The sequence below is a fragment of the Mesorhizobium sp. M0701 genome, assembly GCF_040320365.1.
Lineage (GTDB): Bacteria > Pseudomonadota > Alphaproteobacteria > Rhizobiales > Rhizobiaceae > Mesorhizobium.
Map to the genome: position 1 here is coordinate 1 of NZ_JAMYPO010000048.1, position 19,384 is coordinate 19,384.

The following is a 19,384-nucleotide window of genomic DNA, read 5'->3' on the forward strand; positions in this document are numbered from 1 at the left end:
TCGTTGAAACGATCGAGGCAACCGAATGCAACAACTACTTCGCAAACGCCGGCTACGCTTCCATCAAAACGTGAAAGGCTCTAGTCCTGTATTCCCGAAACGAAAAACGCCGCCCGGAGGGCGGCGATTCGGTACCGCGAGAGAAAACCCGATTACTTGATCTTGGTTTCCTTGAATTCGACGTGCTTCTTGGCGACCGGGTCGTATTTGCGGAACGACAGCTTGTCCGTCTTGGTGCGGCTGTTTTTGCTGGTCACGTAGAAGAAACCGGTGTCGGCGGTCGACAGAAGCTTGATCTTGATGTTTGCGGCTTTGGCCATGATGTTCGTCCGTTAAATGTTCGTGGAGTTTTGGCCGCTGGAGCACGGGGAAAACACCCGGACGCGGGAAACTTGCCGCGACACATAAAGAACGCGCCCGGAAAGTCAACCCTTGTCCACATTCACCCTTGTCCAGGTTTATGCGTCTTCCCTGACTGGCAACGCCTTCTTCCAGTCTCCCGTCGTGTTCCACCAGCGGTTCGGGTTGGCGCGGTCGTCGAGACCCTTGGAGCGGCTGGCAAGCAGTGGCTGAATGCGGATCACCGGTTCCTGATAGCTGTGAACCTGATAAATCGCTTCGACGACGCGTGCGGCGAGCTTCTGGTCATCGGGCAGTTCGAACGACACCTCGACAGTGCCCGACTGCCTGCGCAATTCCGTCTCGGCGCCGGCGGCGGCACCTTCAAGCGGCCGGTAACGTTCGATGCCGTCCGCCGACTGAAAGGCATTGCTGTCATATTTGCCCATTCCGAGCGGTGCGATCGCGACCACCGCCTCCATGATGCGGTCGACATCAGCTGCCGGTGCCTGAAAGGTCACCAGCAGCAGCAATTCCATCCGCAGCGATTTCGTTTCAAAGCCACTATCGATCATCCGAGGTCTCCCTGCTTGTGCACTTTGGGGGAGCATATACTCGAGCCCTCCTGACATGGTTGTGTCAGGAGTTGGTCAGCAGTGGGAGCGATGTCGGCAGCTGGGCCGACTCAGAGGATTTTGCGGAGCAGCCTGGTGCCGACCAGCACGATATAGCAGGCGAAGAACAGGCCGAGCGCCCAACCAAAGCCCGACGGCCCGAAAGCGTCCATGCCGATGCCGATTGCCTGCGGGCCAAGCACCATGCCGACGCCGTAGCAAAGCACGAAGGCGGCGTTGGCGGAGGCCAGTTCGTGGCCGGAAAGCTGGGAGCCGAGGTGAGCAAGACCGATTGTATACATAGCGGCGACCACACCGCCCCAGATGAACAGAAGCGCTGCCATCAAATGCCAGTTCTGCGCGAAGAACGGCATGAAGACCGTGCCGGCAAGCCCGACGGTGGCACAGGCCATCAGCAGATAGCGACGGTCGCTTACGCGGTCGCTGATCATGCCGATCGGGATCTGCAACAGCACATTGCCAAGCCCGATCATGGTGAGCAAAAGGGCGGCGTCCGCCTCTGAGTAGCCGATGCGGCTACCGTAGACCGGGAACAGTGCAAAGCCGCCGGTCTCGACCGCGCCGAACACCAGCACGGCGGCGGTCGCCGTTGGCACCAGCCAGATGTAACGCAGGAAATTGCTGGTTTCGCCGTCCGAGACGATCGTCGGGCTCTCGTTGCGTGCCGCCAGGACCGGTATGGCAGCGAGCGTAACCAAGGCGATGGTAACGCCGAAGGGCAGGAAGCCACTGCTGCCGAGATGGGCGAACAGCCAAGGCCCGGCGGCAAAGCCGAGAGACAGCACGGTGGCATAGATGCCGAGGACCAGTCCGCGCCGGTGTGGCGGCGCCGAGGTGCTGATCCAGAATTCCGACAGGATGAACAGCACCGTCAGCGCGATATGCAGCAGCACGCGCAGCGGAAACCACATCCAGAAAGCTGGCGCGAAATGGAAACCGACAAAGGCCAGCGCCCCGGCGGCGATCATGGCAAGCATCGTCCAGGCGACCCCGAACCGCATGGCAAGCGGAGTGGCGAGCGGCGCGCCGGCGATCGAAGCGAGGCCGGCGACCGCGGTGTTGAGACCGATCATCGACGCGGAATGGCCACGCGTTTCCAGGATCACGCTGAGCAGCGGCATGCCAAGGCCGATGGCAATGCCGACGACGCTGATCGACGAGATCGCCGCGACCATCGGCAGCCAGTGTACGCGTTCCTTGCCCTGCGGCTGGATATCGACTGTCATGGATTGCCTGGCTGCTCTAGAGAATTTCGCGGACGAAGCGATTGCGGACAAGCCGGTAGAACGGCACCGGACCGCCGGGGCTCAGCAGCGGATCCCGGGCGAGCCGGGTTTCCAGCTCCTCCAGGACCGTGCGCGTGATGTCTGGAATATCGGCTTGCCGGGCCTTGGCCAGCGGCAGCCAAACGACGTCCTCCAACTCGTCGGTCGGACCGCCATCCGGCAGTTCAACGGCGACATCGTCGCGCCATGCGGCGAGAAAGCGCGTATCGAAGCGGCGCACCCGGTTGGGCGGGGTGATGGCGCGTGCGACGAAGCGCAGCGCTTGCAGTGATGGGATGACGCCGTGTTCGACAAAGCCCTGCCAGTCGCGCCTGGCGGTTGCGAACACGCCTTTTTGACCGATCAGCAGGCCGGCCTCCTCATAGGTTTCGCGGATTGCCGACAAGGCAATGGCGCGGGCGCGAGCCGGGCTGGTGCGACCGATGCCAGCGGTCAATCTCGCTTCTTCCTCGGGATGAAGTGCGGTGGCTATCGAGATGCGGCTGTCGGCCGGATCGGTGCGGCCGCCGGGAAACACGAATTTTCCCGGCATGAAGGCATGACGGGCGTGGCGCCGGCCCATCAGCACCAGGAACTCGTCGCCCTTGCGGTCGAGCAGGATCAGCGTCGCGGCGTCGCGCGGGCGTATAGGCTTGGCCTCGAGCGCGTTCCGCTCAACCTTGTCGACTTCCGCCTTGGTCATAACGTCCATGCGCTCGACCTAGCGGAATCTTCTCCGATGCGAAAGTGGCGTCCAGCCATGCCGATTGCGCCAGCCTCGGTTTCAAGCCTCGGGATGCGACTCGATCAGATCTTCTTCACCGCCAAAGCCGTGCATATAAAATGCCCATTGCAGGCCGATGACAGCGCCCTTGACTGGCTGCAGCAGGACGACGGCCAGAATGATGGTCAATGGCACCCAGATGGCGATGTGCTGCCAGGTAGACAGCGTCGAGGTCGCCTCGACACCCATGAAGGCACCGAGCACGATGTGGCCGACAATGACCACCACGAGATAGGCCGGCAGGTCGTCGGCGCGATGGTGGTGGAGCTCTTCGCCGCAATGATCGCATTTGTCGACGGTCTTGACGAAGGCGCGAAACAGCTTGCCCTCGCCGCAATGCGGGCAGCGGCCGAGCGTGCCGCGCTTCATTGCCGTCCATAGCGGCCGGGCGGTCCGGCCCGAGTGATGTTCGCCGCCGAAAACCCGTTCTTCCACCTGCAGTTCTGTTGGCATTACCGTCTCCTGCCGCGCGAGCCTGGACGCGATTGCGACGCCCGGGCGCGGCCTTTGGCCTTGTGGAACGACCGTTTGGAGCCGGGCAGCGGCTTTGGCTCGGTCAGCATCTCGAAACGCATCGCGCCGGCCATCGGCGCCACCTCGATCAGGCGAACCTCGACGCGATCAGCAAGCTGATAGCCCTTGCCGGTGCGTTCTCCGAAAAGCGATCGAGCAGTTTCGTCGTATATATAGTAGTCGCCGCCCAGGGTTGAAACCGGAATGAAGCCATCAGCGCCATACTGCGGCAATTGGACAAACAGGCCCGATTTGGTGACGCCCGAGATGCGGGCGTCGAAACGGTCGTCGATGCGCTCGGCGAGATAGGCGGCGATCAGCCGGTCGACCGTGTCCCGCTCGGCGGCCATCGCGCGCCGCTCGGTCGCCGAAATCAGCGCCGAGACCTCTTCCAGCCGCTCCGCCTCGTCCTGCGTCAGGCCTCCCGGACCAAGGCCGAGTGCGGCAATCAGCCCGCGATGCACGATCAGGTCGGCATAGCGACGGATCGGCGAGGTGAAATGCGCGTAGCGCTTCAGGTTGAGGCCGAAATGGCCGATATTGGCGGGCGAATATTCGGCCTGGCTCTGCGAGCGCAGCACCACTTCGTTGACCAGCCCCTCATTGTCGGCGCCGCGCACGCGAGCGAGGATGCCGTTGAACTGGTTCGGCCGCATTTGCGCGCCGCGCGCCAGCGACAGGCCGAGCGTCTGCAGGAATTCACGCAACGATTCCTGCTTGGCGAGCGAGGGCGCATCATGGATGCGGTAGACCAGCGCCTGGCGCTTCGCCTCGAGTGTCTCGGCGGCGGCGACATTGGCCTGGATCATGAACTCTTCGATCAGCTTGTGCGCGTCGAGCCGGTCAGGCACGACGACCTTGTCGACGGTGCCGTCCTGCTTGAGCAGGATCTTGCGCTCGGGCAGATCGAGCTCGAGCGGCTGGCGCGTGTCGCGGCCGCGCTTAAGGATCGCGTAGGCGTCCCATAGCGGCTTCAGCACCGTATCGAGGATCGGGCCAGTCGTGTCATCCGGTGCGCCGTCGATCGCCGCTTGCGCCTGCTGATAGGCGAGTTTCGCCGCCGACTTCATCATGACGCGATGGAAGGAGTGTCTGAGTTTGTGGCCATCGGCCGAGAAAGTCATACGCACCGCTATCGCCGGACGATCCTGGCCCTCGCGCAGTGAACAGAGGTCGTTCGAAATGCGCTCCGGCAGCATCGGTACGACTCGGTCGGGAAAATAGACCGAATTGCCGCGCTTCAGCGCTTCGCGATCGAGCGCCGTGGCATAGCGCACGTATGCAGCGACATCCGCAATGGCGACGGTGACAACCACGCCGCCGGCGTTCTTCTCGTCGGTGTCGGGCATGGCGAACACCGCGTCGTCATGATCCTTGGCGTCGGCCGGATCGATGGTGAGCAGCAGCAGCTCGCGCCAATCCTCGCGGCCGGCAAGCGTCGCCGGCTTGACCGCCTCCGCCTCGGCGATAACGTCGGCGGGGAAAATATGCGGAATGTCGTGTGCGTGGATGGCGATCATCGAGACCGCCTTTTCGCTGGTCAGCGACCCCAACACCGCCAGAACCTTGGCTCGCGGCAGCCCGTAGCGCGAGGCCCGCGCCGGCTCGACCTCGACCAGGTCGCCGTTCTTGGCGCCGTTCTGGAATTCCTTGTCGACGACCAGCTCCGGCTGACGCCTTTCCACCGGCTCGATGCGGAACGTGCCGTCCTTCAGCACACGGAAAACGCCGAGAACCGCATCGGTGCGCTTCTCGAATATCTTCATCACCCGGCCGGTATAGGCCGGGCCTGCCGGATCGTCGGTCGGAAAGGTCTTGGCCAGCACGCGGTCGCCGGTGCCCGGCGTCGGGCCATTGCCGCCGCGCGACACGCGGATCGCTATGACCGGAGGTTCGCCATTGCCAATCGCTTCGGTCGGGTGCGCCAGCAGCACACCGTCGGCGTCACGGCCGAAGATGTCGAGCACCGCGACGTGGGGCAGGGCGCCGACACGGGCAAGCCGCTTGCGCTCCTTGGTCAGCAGGCCTTCATCCTGCAGGTCGCGCAAGACGTCCTTCAGCCAGATACGGTCTTCGCCGCGCAGCGCAAACGCCTTGGCGATGTCGCGTTTTCCGGCGCGGTCCGGATTTTCGGCGATATAACGCAGTATCTCGTCGCGTGAAGGCCGGTAATTGTCCCTGACCTTGGCACGGGTATCGGCGGTGCGCAGATCGCCGTGGCTTCTTCCGGAGACTTTGCGCGCCAACCCGTCCTATCCCTTTTTCCTGGCCGCCGGTTTTTTGGCCGCAACCGATTTCTTCGCAGGCGCGGCCGCTTTGCGGAAGGGCTTCCTGGCGCCATTGCCGCCCTTGGCTTCCTTTTCCGCAATGAGCGCCACCGCATCCTCGATCGTCACCGATTGCGGATCCTTGCCCTTCGGCAGCGTCGCATTGACCTTGCCGAAATTCACATAAGGCCCGTATTTGCCGTCGCGCACGACTATCTTGCCGCCGCCGGCAGGATGATCGCCTAGTTCCTTGAGCGCAGCGGCTGTGCCGCCATTGCGGCCGCCTTTGCCCTTCAATTGCTTCTCGGCGATCACGGAGACGGCGCGATTGAGGCCGATCGAGAACACGTCCTCGATGCTGTCGAGATTGGCGTAGGTGCCGTCATGCAGCACGAACGGCCCGTAGCGCCCCAGCCCGGCCGAAATCATCTTGCCGGATTCCGGATGCTTGCCGACGTCGCGCGGCAGCGACAACAAGGCGAGCGCCTTTTCGTGATCGATCGAATCGACCGTCCAGCCCTTGGGCAGGCTGGAGCGCTTGGCATCCTTGCCGTCGCCGCGCTGGACATAGGGGCCGAACCGGCCATTGCGCAGCGTGATCTCCTCGGCGGTATAGGGGTCCTTGCCGAGCACTTTGGTGCCGTCTTCACCACCGCCGTTCTCGCCATTGGGATTGGCGGCGTCGCCGAGCTGGCGGGTGAAGGAGCATTCGGGATAGTTCGAACAGCCGACGAAGGCGCCGAACTTGCCGAGCTTCAGCGACAGGTTGCCGGTGCCGCATTTCGGACAGATGCGCGGGTTCGAACCGTCTTCCCGCGCGGGAAAGACCAGCGGCGCCAGTTCCTCGTTCAATGCATCGAGGACGTCGGTGACGCGCAACTCCTTGATGTCGGCGACGGCGCCGGAAAAATCCTTCCAGAAATCGCGCAGCACGTCCTTCCATGCGAGCTTGCCGTCGGAAATCTCGTCGAGCTTTTCCTCCAGCGAAGCGGTGAAGTCGTACTCGACATAACGCTCGAAGAAGCTTTCGAGGAAGGCCGACAATAGCCGGCCCTTTGCCTGCGGCACCAGCTTGCGCTTGTCGATGGTGACATAGTCACGATCCTCGAGCGTCTTCAGGATCGCCGTATAAGTCGACGGCCGGCCGATGCCCAACTCTTCCAGCTTCTTGATCAGCGAAGCTTCCGAATAACGCGGCGGCGGCTCGGTGGTGTGCTGGGTGGCGTTGATCGCCTCGCGTGTGAGCTGCTCGCCGGGACGGATCTCGGGCAGGCGGCGGCTTTCCTCGTCTTCCGAATCTTCTTCCTTCTGCTCGATGTAAGCGGCAAGGAAGCCGTCGAAGCGAACAACCGAGCCGACAGCACGAAGCTCGGCGGAACGCGAACCGTTGATCGCCTCGATCTCAACCGTGGTGCGCTCGATCTCGGCCGGCTGCATCTGGCTGGCGATGGCGCGTTTCCAGATCATCTCGTAAAGCCGCGCCTGGTCGGCGTCGAGATACTGCCTGACGGAAGCCGGCGTGCGCATGAAATCGGTCGGACGGACCGCTTCGTGCGCCTCCTGGGCATTCTTGGCCTTGGCGGAATAGTAGCGCGGCTTTTCAGGCAGGTATTTAGGGCCGAATTCCTTGGCAATCGCATCGCGCGCGGCAGAGATCGCCTCCGGTGCCATCTGCACGCCATCGGTCCGCATATAGGTGATCAGGCCGGTGGTCTCACCGCCGATCTCCATGCCCTCATAGAGCCGCTGCGCCACCTGCATGGTGCGGTTGGCCGAAAAGCCGAGACCCGATGAGGCTGCCTGCTGCAGCGTCGAGGTGGTGAAGGGCGGCCCGGGATTGCGCTTGGTCGGCTTGGCTTCGACCGACGCCGCCTTGAAGCTGGCGCCTTCGAGCATCGCTTTGATGTCGTCGGCCTGCGCCTTGTTGGAAATGTCGAGCTTTTGCAGCTTCTTGCGCTCGAAGGCGGTCAGCCGCGCCTCGAAATTATCCTTGCGCGGCGTACCGAGAATGGCGGCGACCTGCCAGTATTCCTCGCGGATGAAGCGCTCGATCTCGGATTCGCGGTCGCAGACCAGACGCAGCGCCACCGACTGGACGCGGCCGGCGGAGCGGGCGCCGGGCAGCTTGCGCCACAGCACGGGCGACAGCGTGAAGCCGACCAGATAGTCGAGCGCGCGGCGAGCGAGATAGGCATCGACCAGCGGCGCGTCGATCTGGCGCGGATTGGCCATCGCCTCCAGCACGGACGCCTTGGTGATGGCGTTGAAGACGACGCGGCTGACCGGCTTGTCCTTCAACGCGCGCTTTTGCTTCAGCACCTCCAGGACATGCCAGGAGATCGCTTCGCCCTCGCGGTCCGGATCGGTGGCGAGGATCAGCCCGTCGGCGTCCTTGACCGCCTTGGCGATATCGGCGAGACGCTTTCCAGACGCGGTGTCGACGGCCCAGGACATGGCAAAGTCCTCATCCGGACGCACCGAGCCATCCTTGGCCGGCAGATCGCGGACATGGCCGAACGAGGCCAGAACCTTGTAGTTCTTGCCGAGGTACTTGTTGATTGTCTTCGCCTTGGCCGGCGATTCGACGACGACGACGTCCATACGGTCTCATATCAGTTGTGATGCGGCAGAAGAATTCCGCTGCGCGCGACGAAATCTCGTTCAATGTGTCGCTCACATGGCCGCGCTTTTGCATCCGGTCAAGGCCAAGCAGTCAAAATGCGGCCCTGTACCGAATGCGCAACCCAACGGCGCGCCATGCGATTTCCGCAATCCTGGACAAGGGAAATGAGCAGCCTATCGCTGGACAAACCCGGCAATTGATCCTGGAGAACGGGACAAACTCTCCCGCGGATATAAGAGAAACATGGAGCACGCGCCAGCCCTGCTTGAACAGATGCTGTAAAGCGCGCAATCGCTTGCCCGGCATTTTGCTCGGACAGTCGCAAGGAAGTACCGTGCTGAAAAGCTGGCCGCCGGGGCGGTTGGGTCGAGTTCCCAGCGACCAGCCGTGTTATTGCCTGTTACAGCCGATTAGAAGCTCAAGGCCTAGTCGGCCTTGGCGATATGCCAGACGCCGCCGACACCCTCGCCGGTCACGTCGCCGGCCTTCTTGTCCTTGATGAACGTGTAGAGCGGCTTACCTTCGTGGGCCCACATCCTGGTGCCGTCGGTGCGGTCGACGATCGTCCACTCGCCCTCGGCCTTGGCGTTGGCGTCAGCCTTCAGCGGCGGCCAATTGGCGGCGCATTTGTCGTAGCAGTTCGACTTGCCCGCCTCGTCCTTGTCGTAGGTGTAGAGCGTCATGCCGCTGGCGTCGGTGTAGATCTTTGTGCCGCCGACCTCTGCTTCCTTCCACGCCTCGGCGGCCAAGGACGCCGTGGTGCCGAGCAAAAGCGCGGCCATGCCAATTGCGATCGTTTTCATGGACTTCTCCCTGGATCATTCGAAGAGCGCGCGGAACAACGCAGCTTCGTTTGATCAACGCTGCCTGGCTGCCCTTTCTTCCCTGGCGGGCGTCGACTTGCTACCCAATGTGATGGGGCCACGCGATGGTGATTGGCGGACGGCTGTTGTCGCGGCTATATGGCTGCGCAGTATGGCTGCGCAGTCATCGGGAGACGGAAATGGCATTGGACGTCGGCTATGTCAGTGCGATCGGGGCGGGAGCGATTTCGTTCCTGTCACCCTGCGTGCTGCCGCTGGTGCCGCCTTACCTGTGCTATATGGCCGGCGTGTCGGTCGACGATTTCCGCGGCGAGGCCGGCATTACGGCAAAGGCCGGTGCGCGAGGCGCGCTGGTTAATTCCTCCATCGTCTTCGTGCTCGGCTTTTCGACCGTCTTCGTCGCGCTCGGCGCCGGCGCCTCGACCATCGGCCATCTGCTGCGCGTCTGGCAGGAGCCGCTGGCAATGGCGGCCGGCGTGCTGATCATCCTGATGGGGCTGAATTTCCTCGGCGTACTGCGCATCCCTTTGCTTTCACGCGAGGCGCGCTTCCAGTCACAAGGCAAGCCGGCCAGCCTGATCGCCGCTTACGTCATGGGCTTGGCCTTCGCCTTTGGCTGGACGCCCTGTATCGGCCCGGTGCTGGGGCCGATCCTGACGCTTGCCGGCGGCCGCGAGACGGTGGGCGAGGGCGCGCTGCTGCTTGCCGCCTATTCGCTCGGCCTCGGTATTCCCTTCCTCGTTGCGGCGCTGTTTTCAGGCGCCTTCATGCGCTTTCTCGGGAAATTCCGCGTCCATCTCGGCCGCGTCGAAAAGGCCATCGGCGCGTTGCTGGTGGTCGCCGGCGTGTTTTTCCTGACCGGCGGCGTGCAGGCGGTGTCCTATTGGTTGCTCGAGAATTTTCCGGTGCTGGGGCAATTGGGATAGGTTTGCCGCCCGGCCGATGCGCGAGGCCGTAGCTGCGGCGAAAGGCACCGCAGCTACGCGGTCCATTCACCTTCGAAATAGCCCGGCTGGTCGATATCGGCGATGAGCCCGGGTCCGCTCGGCGCCCACCCCAGCAGCGCGCGAGTCCGCTCGCTCGAGGTCGGGACATCCATCGCCGCGAACATCGCGAACCAGCCAAAATGATCGGCGGCCTCTTCCGCGGACTTGGCGACGACCGGCACGTTCAGGCGCCGGCCGATCACGCCGGCGATGTCCTTGAACGGCACGCCTTCTTCGGCGATCGCGTGATATCGCCCGCCATCGGCTCCATGCTCGAGCGCAAGCCGGTAAACGCGAGCGGCATCGAACCGATGCACGGCAGGCCAGCGATTGAGCCCTTCGCCGATATAGGCCGACACGCCCTTGTTGCGAGCGAGGTCGATGAGAATAGGAACGAAGGCGTGGTCGCCCTTGCCATGGACCGACGGAGGAAGGCGCACAACCGACGCTCGCACCCCGCGTGCCGCCAGCGCGGCGGCTGTCGCTTCGGAGGCGCGGGGATACGAAGCGGAAGAGGGGACAGGCGCATCTTCCTCGGTCGCGATACGGCCCCGCGCCTGGAGCGCGATTCCGGAGGTGACGAGCAGGGGCCGCTCGGAGCCTTCGAGTGCACCGCCCAAGGCCTCGATGGCGCGCCGGTCCATCTCGCAATTTTGCGCGAATTTCGAGAAGTCGTGGTTGAAGCCGGTATGGATCACTCCATCAGCTGCCGCTGCGCCCCTGCTGAGGCTTTCGAGGTCGTCGAGGTCACCTCGATGCACCTCGGCTCCGTTGGCTGCAAGCGACTTGGCCGACGCCGCCGAGCGGGCGAGGCCGAGCACCTGATGGCCGGCGCCGATGAGTTCTTGAACGACGGCAGAACCGACGAATCCGGTCGCTCCGGTAACGAAAACACGCATCACGACTTCTCCTTGTTCGTTTCTGACCACGACCATTTTCGCGGCTCAGTTGTGTCGTGATAGGCGCTTGAGAAAATACGATCTATGCGGTAAAGTCCGTATTATCTTCGCAATCGTCCGGAATGACCTGTGGATCCCCTTTCAGATGTGCTCTCGCTGCTGAAGCCGCGAAACTATATGTCGGCCGGTTTCGATGCTGGTGGTGAATGGTCGATCCAGTTCCCCGACCAGCAGCAAAGCATCAAGACCGGAGCGGTGGTCTCCGGCCGGTGCTGGCTATCTGTGGAGGGCGTTGCTGACGCAGTGCGCCTTGAGACGGGAGACTGCTTCCTGCTGCCGCGTGGACGGCCTTTCCGCCTTGCAAGCGACATGAGCTTGACGCCTGTTGAAGCCGTCAAGATTTTTCCGCCTGCGCGAGCCGGCGGTGTCGTGACCCACAATGGCGGTGGTGATTTCTTTCTGGTCAGCAGCCGCTTCGCACTTGGCGGCAATCATGCCGGCATCCTGTTGCGGATGCTGCCAGCCATTGTGCATATCCGCAAAGAGTCGGACCAGTCGGCGCTGCGCTGGTCGGTGGAGCGGATGATGCAGGAGCTGCGCAAGCCGCAGCCGGGCGGCTTTCTGATGATCCAGCACCTCGCCCACATGATGCTGGTTCAGGCGCTGCGGCTGCATCTTTCGGAAGGATTGAAAGGTGGCATCGGCTGGCTCTTTGCCCTCGCGGATAAACAGATCGGCGCGGCGATCAGCGCGATGCATGACGATCCGGCGCATGGCTGGACGTTACAGGAACTGGCGGAACGGGCCGGCATGTCGCGATCGACCTTTGCGCTCAGATTCAAGGAGACGGTCGGCGCGTCGCCGATGGACTATTTGACGCGCTGGCGAATGCTGCTGGCCGGCGACCGGCTGACGAATTCCAGCGATCCCGTCGCCGTCATAGCGCTTTCGCTCGGCTACGAATCCGAAAGCGCCTTCAGCACAGCCTTCAAGCGGGTCATGAACTGTTCGCCACGGCAATACGGCCGTGGGCGAGCCTCCAGTTTCGCATCACGCAACGAGGCGGAAGCCGCCTGAGCCGATCGGTCTGAGCGTGTCGCGGGTTGGAGGTTCCACCGTCTCACCGGAATTTAACCGCATTGGTGCAGCATGGCGCCGGTGCTACTAACGCTTCGATTCCAGACCCCTTTCAACGGTTGCTGTCCCCATGAGCCAGAGATCCTGCCTGTCCATCATCCTCGCCGCCGGCGAAGGCACGCGCATGAAGAGTGCAGTGCCGAAAGTGCTGCACACAATCGCCGGCCTGCCGATGGTTGCCCATGTCGTAAAGGCGGCCGAAGCCGCCGGCAGCGGCGAGTTGGCGCTGGTGATCGGCCACGGCGCCGATGAGATGCGCAAGGCCGCACTCAAGTTTGCGCCGAAGGCCGAGGCTTTCGTTCAGGAAAAACGTCTCGGCACCGCGCACGCCGTGCTTGCCGCACGCGCAGCAATATCAAAAGGTTATGACGACATCTTGGTGATGTTTGGCGACACGCCGTTGATCGATCCGGAAGCGCTCGCGGCGGCGCGGCTGAAGCTGGCGGAAGGTGCGGCCGTCGTCGTGGTCGGCTTCCGTACGGAAAATCCTTCGGGCTACGGCCGGCTTATCGAAAAGGCCGGCAGGCTCGTGGCCATCCGCGAGGAGAAGGACTGCTCGGACGAGGAGAAGAAAATCACCTTCTGCAATGGCGGGCTGATGGCGGTCGCCGGCAGGCACGCGCTGAATCTGCTCGATCAAGTCGGCAGCAAGAACGCCAAGGGCGAGTATTATCTCACCGACATCGTCGAGATCGCCGCTGCGCAGGGATTTGATGTGGTCGCCACCGAAGCAAGTTTCGAGAACGCGCTCGGCATCAACAACCGTGCCGAGCTTGCCCAGGCGGAAGGTATCTGGCAGCAGCGCCGACGGCGCGAGGCGATGCTTTCCGGCGTTACGCTGATCGCGCCCGAAACCGTGTTCTTCTCGCACGATACCGAGATCGGTGCCGACACGATCGTCGAGCCCAATGTCTGGTTCGGACCGGGCGTGAAAATCGCCACGGGCGCCAAGATCCATGCCTTCAGCCATATCGAAGGCGCCACCATCGCGTCGAATTGCGATGTCGGGCCGTTCGCGCGGCTGCGGCCCGGGGCCGATCTGAGAAACAAGGCCAAGGTCGGCAATTTCTGCGAGGTCAAGCAGGCGATCGTCGAGGAGGGCGCGAAGGTCAACCATCTGACCTATATCGGCGATGCCCGCATCGGCGCCGGTGCCAATATCGGCGCCGGCACCATCACCTGCAATTATGATGGCTATTCGAAATTCTTCACCGATATCGGCGAAGGCGCCTTCATAGGCTCGAACTCCTCGCTGGTGGCGCCGGTGTCGATCGGCAAGGGCGGCTACATCGCCTCGGGCAGCGTCATCACCGAAAGCGTACCCGACGATGCGCTGGCCTTCGGCCGCGCCCGCCAGCGGACTCTACCCGGCAAGGGCAAGGAGTTGCGAGAGCGTTTTTCTCAGGCCGCGGCGGCCCGCAAAAAAGGGTAGACTAGCGGAACTCGGCGACAAGCTGGATTTCGCCAACGATTGCATTGTTGAACGTCGACAGGTCTTCGGCCGGGATCCAGTATTCCAGATGCGCCCGGCTGCCGGCATGCTGGACGCTGTAACGGTCCAGAAAGCTGCGACGCACCTCGAAACGCGTCACGAAACCTGATCCGCTCGCGGGCACATTCCAGTCTCGGGCGATCTGGGTGGCATAGGCCTCGCTGGTGACCGGATAGAAGATCGGCTGATCGGCAAGTCGAGGAGGAAAGGCGCGCATCCCTGCCCTCTGGATTAACTCCAGTTCGCGGGGGCCAACCGGACGCCAAAGCGTCACCGTGTCAATTCGTTCGTTCATAGCCGCATCATGTCTTTGACTGATTTCTGGAGCCGTTGAGCCGAGATAGGATACATAAGCGGAGAAACTGAGCAATTGCAGTAACCGGATTGCAAGTGCGCCCTGTCATGGTGCATCTGTGCAGGATAGTCCGGCTGATACCGGACGAAATGGAATGTGATTTTTCGCGACAGCCCGGCAGTCTCTAAATAGCGCCGGGTTTGAGGTCGGAATCGGGGGCAAGCGCCATGTGCGGTATCGTTGGAATTGTCGGTAACTCGCCGGTCGCGCCGCTTATCGTCGATGCGCTGAAAAGGCTCGAATATCGCGGCTATGACTCGGCCGGCGTCGCCACGATCGAGCATGGCAGGCTTGACCGCCGCCGCGCCGAGGGCAAGCTGGTCAATCTCGAGCGCCGGCTGAAGGACGAACCGCTCGACGGCATGATCGGCATCGGCCACACGCGCTGGGCCACACATGGCGTTCCAAACGAGAGCAATGCGCATCCGCATTTTTCCGACGGCGTCGCCATCGTCCATAACGGCATCATCGAGAATTTCGCTGAATTGCGCGACGAGCTGATGCGCGACGGCTACAGCTTCGCCTCGCAGACCGATACCGAAGTCGTCGCTCATCTGGTGGCGCGCGAACTGGCCAAGGGGCTGAAGCCGGTTGAGGCGGCGCACAAGGCGCTGAAGCGGCTGGAAGGCGCCTTTGCGCTCGCCATCATGTTCAAGGGCGACGAGGATCTGATCGTCGGCGCGCGCAATGGCCCGCCGCTCGCGGTCGGTCATGGCGACGGCCAGATGTTCCTTGGCTCCGACGCCATTGCGCTTGCCCCTTTCACCAATTCGATCACCTATCTGGAAGACGGCGACTGGGCGGTGGTGCGCCGCAACGAGGTCGATATTTTCGACATGGGCGGCAACAAGGTCGACCGCAAACGCCAACAGTCGCTCAGCACGAGCTTCATGGTCGACAAAGGCAACCGCCGCCATTTCATGGAAAAGGAAATCCATGAGCAGCCGGAAGTGATCTCGCACACGCTGGCGCATTATGTTGATTTCGTCAGCGGCGTCTCGAAGCCGCTCGACCTGCCGTTCGATTTCGCCAAGATCGACCGGCTGGCGATCTCGGCCTGCGGCACCGCCTATCTCGCCGGGCTGATCAGCAAATACTGGTTCGAGCGCTATGCGCGGCTGCCGGTCGACATCGATGTCGCTTCGGAGTTCCGCTATCGCGAGATGCCGCTGTCGAAGAACGATGCCGCTTTCTTCATCTCGCAATCGGGTGAGACCGCCGACACGCTGGCGTCGCTGCGCTACTGCCGCAAGGCTGGCATGAAGATCGGCGCGGTCGTCAATGTGCGCGAATCGACCATGGCGCGCGAATCCGACGTCATCCTGCCGACGTTGGCCGGCCCGGAGATCGGCGTCGCTTCGACCAAGGCGTTCACCTGCCAGCTTTCCGTGCTGGCCTCGCTGGCGGTGCGGGCGGGCGTGGCGCGCGGAACGATTTCGCAGGAGCAGGAGAAAACGCTGATACGCGAGCTGTCGGAAGCGCCGCGTTATGCGAACCAGGTGCTAAAGCTCGACGGGCAGATTGAAAAGGTCGCGCGCGACCTCTCGCACTACAAAAACGTGCTTTATCTCGGCCGCGACACCAATTTTCCGCTGGCCATGGAAGGCGCGCTGAAGCTCAAGGAAATTTCCTATATCCATGCCGAAGGCTATGCTGCCGGCGAGTTGAAACACGGCCCGATCGCGCTGATCGACGAGAACATGCCCGTCATCGTCATCGCGCCGCATGACCGCATCTTCGAAAAGACCGTGTCGAACATGCAGGAGGTCGCGGCACGCGGCGGCAAGATCATCCTGATCACCGACAGCAAGGGCGCCGCACACGCTACGGTGAAGACGATGGAGACGATCGTTTTGCCGGACGTGCCGGAAATCATCTCGCCGATCATCTACGCATTGCCGATCCAGATGCTCGCCTATTTCACCGCCGTGTTCATGGGCACGGATGTCGACCAGCCGCGCAACCTGGCGAAATCGGTAACGGTGGAATAGGTCTCGTTTAAAAACTTCGCCATTCCAAAGCGCCTTGGGGTTCAGTAGTGTCGCGCTGCAAACACACGCTGCGGTGAACCATGTCGGATGCTCTCAAGACCTCAGGCATGACCCGGCTGAGAAACTATTTCCTGACCGGCTTCGTCGTTTGCGCGCCGCTGGCGATTACCGCCTACATTGCCTGGTCGCTGATCGGCTGGGTCGATTCCTGGGTGAAACCCTACATTCCGGTACGCTACAATCCGGACACCTACCTGCCGTTTCCAGTGCCGGGTTTTGGGCTGATCGTTGCCTTGATCCTCATCACCTTCATCGGCTTTATGACCGCCAATATCGTTGGCCGCGCCATCGTCAATTTCGGCGAGCGCCTGCTTGGCCGCATGCCGCTGGTGCGCGGCATCTACCGTTCGCTGAAGCAGATTTTCGAGACCGTGCTGTCGAACAAGGGCGACATGTTTCGCCAGGTCGGGTTGGTCGAATATCCGCGCAAAGGGGTCTGGTCGCTGGTCTTCGTCGCCAGCGAGAAGGAAACCGAGATCAACCAGAAGCTCGACCGGGAAGGCGATCCGCTGATTGCCGTATTCATGCCATGTACGCCCAACCCGACGACGGGCTTTTTGATGTATGTGCCGAAATCCGACATCGTATTGCTCGACATGACAATCGAGGACGGAGCCAAGCTGATCGTGTCGGCCGGCTTGGTGGCGCCGGCGGTCAAAATGGTGACGGTGAATGGCGAGCAGATCCACGGCGCGCTTGCCAATCCTCCGCTCGACACGATGCCTCAGCCGGCACGCAGGAGCCGCACGGCCTCGTCGCGGCCGAACAGATAGAGCAACAGGCGCAGCGCCGTGCCGCGTTCGGACTGCAGTTCCGGATCGCGCGACAGGATCAGCCGCGCATCGTCGCGAGCGGCCTCGAGCAGGTCGGCATGCGCCTCGATGCGCGCCACCTGGAAGCCCGGCGTGCCGGACTGACGGGTGCCGAGCAACTCGCCTTCGCCGCGCAGCTTCAGATCCTCTTCGGCGATGCGGAAGCCGTCCTCGGTCTCGCGCATCACCGACAACCGGCGTTTTGCCGTCTCGCCAAGCGGGTCCTTGTAGAGCAGCACACAGGATGAAGGCTTGTCGCCGCGCCCGACCCGGCCACGCAATTGGTGCAGTTGGGCGAGGCCAAAACGTTCGGCATGCTCGATGACCATGATTGTCGCGTCCGGCACATCGACGCCGACCTCGATGACGGTGGTGGCGATCAGGATACGGGTGTCGCCCTGCTTAAAGGCGCGCATCGCCTCGTCCTTGTCGGCGCCTTTCATGCGACCATGCACCAGGCCGACGCGGTCGCCGAACAGCGGCTTCAGCGAGGCAAAACGGTCCTCGGCCGACATCAGCTTGATCTCCTCGGATTCCTCGACCAGCGGACAGATCCAGTAGATTTTCTGGCCATCGGCGACGGCGTCGAGCATGCGTCCGATCAGTTCGTCGAGCCGTTCAAGCGGCAAGGTGACGGTGCGGATCGGCTGGCGGCCGGCCGGCTTTTCCGTCAGCTTCGACACATCCATGTCGCCGAATGCAGTCAGCACCAGCGTCCGCGGTATCGGCGTTGCCGTCATCACCAGCATGTCGGGCGCATCGCCCTTGGCGGTAATGGCAAGGCGCTGGTGGACGCCGAAACGGTGCTGCTCGTCGACGACGGCGAACACGAGGTCACGGAACGTCACCGTTTCCTGGAACAGCGCATGGGTGCCGACGACGATGTCGATGTCACCATTGGCCAGTCCGGTCAGCGTGTCGGCACGCTCGCGGCCCTTTTCGCGACCTGTGAGGACGGCGACACGCAGGCCGGCCCGTTCCGCCAACGGCGCAATCGTTGCCAGATGCTGGCGCGCCAGGATTTCGGTCGGCGCCATCAATGCCGCCTGGCCGCCGGCCTCGACGGCACGCGCCATGGCAAGCAGCGCGACCACCGTCTTGCCGGAGCCGACATCGCCCTGCAAAAGGCGCAGCATGCGTTCGGGGTCACCGAGATCGGCGTTGATTTCGGCAAGCGCCATTTCCTGCGACATGGTCAGCGAATAGGGGAGTGCCACGCGCAGTTGTTCGACTATGCGGCCGTCGCCGACGAGTGGCCGGCCAGATAATCGGCGGACCTTGGCCCGCACCAGCGCCAGCGATACCTGGCCGGCCAAGAACTCGTCATAGGCAAGGCGCCGCCACGCTGCGCCGTCGACAGAGACGTCGATCGGGTCGGCAGGATTGTGGATGCGGTTGAGCGCATCGCTGAAAGCAGGAAAGGCATGGCGGCGCCGGAACTCACCGTCCTGCCATTCGGGCAGCACCGGCAGGCGGGCCAGCGCCTGGCCGATGGCCCGGCGCAGCACCTTGCCCGAGAGCCCGGCGGTCAGCGGATAGACCGGCTCGACCAGCGGCAGGTTTTCCGCGTCACCGGCAAGTGCGATATGGTCGGGGTGAACCATGGTCGGGCGGCCGTTGAACCATTCCATGCGGCCGGAGACGACGACATGCTCGCCTGCGGGCATTGCTTTTTCGAGATAGGCGGCATGGGCATGGAAGAAGGTCAGCGCGATCTCGCCGGTGTCGTCATGGGCGTAGACCCGGTACGGGACCGACCTGTTGCCGCGTGGCGGCGGCTGGTGGCGGTCGATGCGGACGTCGAGCGTAACGATGGCGCCTTCCGCCGAGCCGGCGATGCCCGGCCGGTTGCGGCGGTCGATGACAGTATGCGGCAGCACGAACAAGAGATCCCCGGCGCGCGCGGCCCGGTCGCCGAGGTCGGCTGCTACGACTTTTTCGATCAGGGCGCCAACTTTTGGCCCGACCCCGGCAAGCGAGGTGATCGGGACAAACAGCGGATCGAGGAGGGAGGGACGCATGATGTCAGCTTATGTTGCAGCGACTGTAGCGCAAGGCTGACACCGCCTTCTATCCACGCTATATGCGCCGCCTGGGCAAGGATGTTGCAAGATGACTGGAACGAAACGATCAAGCGAGGGGCTCGATGCCCGCCGCCGCAAGCTTCTGTTTCGTTCGTGGCACCGCGGCATGCGCGAGATGGACCTTATACTCGGCAGCTTCGCCGACGCCGAGATCGGCGCCTTGACCGGCGACGAAATCGACCAATATGAGAGGCTCCTCGACATTCCCGACACCGAATTCCTGCCTCTCGTCACTGGCGAACGCCCGGTTCCGGCGGATATCGACTGTGCCGTCCTGCAAAAAATCCTGGCTTCGCGCCGGGAGATGACCTTCTGAAC

General features: G+C 62.9%; 17 protein-coding genes. 6 read left to right on the plus strand and 11 right to left on the minus strand.

Features of this window, described 5'->3' with window-relative positions; all coding sequences use genetic code 11:
- Window positions 1-152 precede the first annotated feature (152 nt).
- The 8 genes from rpmG to NKI24_RS30175 all read right to left on the minus strand — a co-directional run bounded on the left by rpmG (window position 153) and on the right by NKI24_RS30175 (window position 9,229).
- Window positions 153-320 carry a 50S ribosomal protein L33 gene (rpmG, locus tag NKI24_RS30140; RefSeq protein WP_006201775.1) on the minus strand — a complete coding sequence of 56 codons (168 nt, stop codon included), beginning with the start codon at window positions 318-320 and terminating at the stop codon, window positions 153-155.
- Window positions 321-458: 138 nt separating this feature from the next.
- The gene (locus tag NKI24_RS30145) at window positions 459-914 is read right to left on the minus strand and encodes a YqfO family protein (protein ID WP_352750177.1); all 456 of its coding nucleotides are present in this window, start codon (window positions 912-914) and stop codon (window positions 459-461) included.
- 110 nt (window positions 915-1,024) lie between these two features.
- Window positions 1,025-2,200, minus strand: coding sequence for an MFS transporter (locus NKI24_RS30150; protein ID WP_352448698.1), 1,176 nt, complete (start codon window positions 2,198-2,200; stop codon window positions 1,025-1,027).
- Between the two features lie 16 nt (window positions 2,201-2,216).
- Window positions 2,217-2,951, minus strand: coding sequence for an NUDIX hydrolase (locus NKI24_RS30155; protein WP_352750178.1), 735 nt, complete (start codon window positions 2,949-2,951; stop codon window positions 2,217-2,219).
- Window positions 2,952-3,023: 72 nt separating this feature from the next.
- Window positions 3,024-3,476 carry a DUF983 domain-containing protein gene (locus NKI24_RS30160; protein WP_352724859.1) on the minus strand — a complete coding sequence of 151 codons (453 nt, stop codon included), beginning with the start codon at window positions 3,474-3,476 and terminating at the stop codon, window positions 3,024-3,026.
- Window positions 3,476-5,782 carry a ribonuclease R gene (rnr, locus tag NKI24_RS30165; protein ID WP_502901501.1) on the minus strand — a complete coding sequence of 769 codons (2,307 nt, stop codon included), beginning with the start codon at window positions 5,780-5,782 and terminating at the stop codon, window positions 3,476-3,478. Before rnr ends, NKI24_RS30160 begins: the two co-directional genes overlap by 1 nt.
- Window positions 5,783-5,788: 6 nt before the next feature.
- A complete protein-coding gene (gene topA / locus NKI24_RS30170; protein ID WP_352750179.1) occupies window positions 5,789-8,404 on the minus strand; it encodes a type I DNA topoisomerase in 2,616 nt (871 codons plus the stop codon).
- Window positions 8,405-8,851: 447 nt separating this feature from the next.
- Window positions 8,852-9,229, minus strand: coding sequence for a COG4315 family predicted lipoprotein (locus NKI24_RS30175; RefSeq protein WP_352750180.1), 378 nt, complete (start codon window positions 9,227-9,229; stop codon window positions 8,852-8,854).
- 200 nt (window positions 9,230-9,429) lie between these two features.
- Here NKI24_RS30175 and NKI24_RS30180 point away from each other — a divergent pair, with 200 nt between their 5' ends.
- A complete protein-coding gene (locus NKI24_RS30180) occupies window positions 9,430-10,176 on the plus strand; it encodes a cytochrome c biogenesis CcdA family protein (protein ID WP_352750181.1) in 747 nt (248 codons plus the stop codon).
- A gap of 53 nt (window positions 10,177-10,229) precedes the next feature.
- On the opposite strand, the gene NKI24_RS30185 is transcribed toward NKI24_RS30180, so the two are convergent.
- Window positions 10,230-11,135: an SDR family oxidoreductase gene (locus NKI24_RS30185; RefSeq protein WP_352750182.1), complete on the minus strand. Its 906-nt coding sequence runs from the start codon at window positions 11,133-11,135 to the stop codon at window positions 10,230-10,232.
- Between the two features lie 129 nt (window positions 11,136-11,264).
- Between NKI24_RS30185 and NKI24_RS30190 the strand changes: the two genes are divergently transcribed.
- Both NKI24_RS30190 and glmU read left to right on the plus strand, forming a co-directional pair.
- The gene (locus NKI24_RS30190; protein WP_352742570.1) at window positions 11,265-12,212 is read left to right on the plus strand and encodes an AraC family transcriptional regulator; all 948 of its coding nucleotides are present in this window, start codon (window positions 11,265-11,267) and stop codon (window positions 12,210-12,212) included.
- Window positions 12,213-12,342: 130 nt separating this feature from the next.
- On the plus strand, window positions 12,343-13,704 hold the full coding sequence (gene glmU, locus NKI24_RS30195; RefSeq protein WP_352750183.1) for a bifunctional UDP-N-acetylglucosamine diphosphorylase/glucosamine-1-phosphate N-acetyltransferase GlmU: 1,362 nt from the start codon (window positions 12,343-12,345) through the stop codon (window positions 13,702-13,704).
- A gap of 1 nt (window position 13,705) precedes the next feature.
- On the opposite strand, the gene NKI24_RS30200 is transcribed toward glmU, so the two are convergent.
- A complete protein-coding gene (locus tag NKI24_RS30200; RefSeq protein ID WP_352742573.1) occupies window positions 13,706-14,059 on the minus strand; it encodes an ADP-ribosylation/crystallin J1 in 354 nt (117 codons plus the stop codon).
- Between the two features lie 227 nt (window positions 14,060-14,286).
- Between NKI24_RS30200 and glmS the strand changes: the two genes are divergently transcribed.
- Complete coding sequence (gene glmS / locus NKI24_RS30205; protein WP_352455656.1) at window positions 14,287-16,110, plus strand: glutamine--fructose-6-phosphate transaminase (isomerizing); 1,824 nt, start codon at window positions 14,287-14,289, stop codon at window positions 16,108-16,110.
- Window positions 16,111-16,190: 80 nt separating this feature from the next.
- Entirely contained in the window at window positions 16,191-16,943 is a 753-nt protein-coding gene (locus tag NKI24_RS30210; protein ID WP_023680026.1) for a DUF502 domain-containing protein, read from the plus strand.
- Here NKI24_RS30210 and recG read toward each other — a convergent pair.
- Window positions 16,895-19,003 carry an ATP-dependent DNA helicase RecG gene (recG, locus tag NKI24_RS30215; protein WP_352682933.1) on the minus strand — a complete coding sequence of 703 codons (2,109 nt, stop codon included), beginning with the start codon at window positions 19,001-19,003 and terminating at the stop codon, window positions 16,895-16,897. The genes NKI24_RS30210 and recG overlap by 49 nt on opposite strands.
- 91 nt (window positions 19,004-19,094) lie before the next feature.
- Between recG and NKI24_RS30220 the strand changes: the two genes are divergently transcribed.
- Complete coding sequence (locus tag NKI24_RS30220) at window positions 19,095-19,382, plus strand: FAD assembly factor SdhE (protein WP_023680023.1); 288 nt, start codon at window positions 19,095-19,097, stop codon at window positions 19,380-19,382.
- The last annotated feature ends 2 nt before the right edge of the window (window positions 19,383-19,384 follow it).

Excerpts from the sequence above, each read along its gene's own strand:
- glmS (WP_352455656.1), top strand. The coding sequence starts at position 14,287 with ATGTGCGGTATCGTTGGAATTGTCGGTAACTCGCCGGTCGCGCCGCTT.
- recG (WP_352682933.1), bottom strand. The coding sequence starts at position 19,003 with ATGCGTCCCTCCCTCCTCGATCCGCTGTTTGTCCCGATCACCTCGCTT.
- NKI24_RS30145 (WP_352750177.1), bottom strand. The coding sequence starts at position 914 with ATGATCGATAGTGGCTTTGAAACGAAATCGCTGCGGATGGAATTGCTG.
- NKI24_RS30175 (WP_352750180.1), bottom strand. The coding sequence starts at position 9,229 with ATGAAAACGATCGCAATTGGCATGGCCGCGCTTTTGCTCGGCACCACG.
- rpmG (WP_006201775.1), bottom strand. The coding sequence starts at position 320 with ATGGCCAAAGCCGCAAACATCAAGATCAAGCTTCTGTCGACCGCCGAC.
- NKI24_RS30155 (WP_352750178.1), bottom strand. The coding sequence starts at position 2,951 with ATGGACGTTATGACCAAGGCGGAAGTCGACAAGGTTGAGCGGAACGCG.
- NKI24_RS30185 (WP_352750182.1), bottom strand. The coding sequence starts at position 11,135 with ATGCGTGTTTTCGTTACCGGAGCGACCGGATTCGTCGGTTCTGCCGTC.
- glmU (WP_352750183.1), top strand. The coding sequence starts at position 12,343 with ATGAGCCAGAGATCCTGCCTGTCCATCATCCTCGCCGCCGGCGAAGGC.
- NKI24_RS30150 (WP_352448698.1), bottom strand. The coding sequence starts at position 2,200 with ATGACAGTCGATATCCAGCCGCAGGGCAAGGAACGCGTACACTGGCTG.
- NKI24_RS30180 (WP_352750181.1), top strand. The coding sequence starts at position 9,430 with ATGGCATTGGACGTCGGCTATGTCAGTGCGATCGGGGCGGGAGCGATT.
- NKI24_RS30210 (WP_023680026.1), top strand. The coding sequence starts at position 16,191 with ATGTCGGATGCTCTCAAGACCTCAGGCATGACCCGGCTGAGAAACTAT.
- topA (WP_352750179.1), bottom strand. The coding sequence starts at position 8,404 with ATGGACGTCGTCGTCGTCGAATCGCCGGCCAAGGCGAAGACAATCAAC.
- NKI24_RS30220 (WP_023680023.1), top strand. The coding sequence starts at position 19,095 with ATGACTGGAACGAAACGATCAAGCGAGGGGCTCGATGCCCGCCGCCGC.
- NKI24_RS30160 (WP_352724859.1), bottom strand. The coding sequence starts at position 3,476 with ATGCCAACAGAACTGCAGGTGGAAGAACGGGTTTTCGGCGGCGAACAT.
- NKI24_RS30200 (WP_352742573.1), bottom strand. The coding sequence starts at position 14,059 with ATGAACGAACGAATTGACACGGTGACGCTTTGGCGTCCGGTTGGCCCC.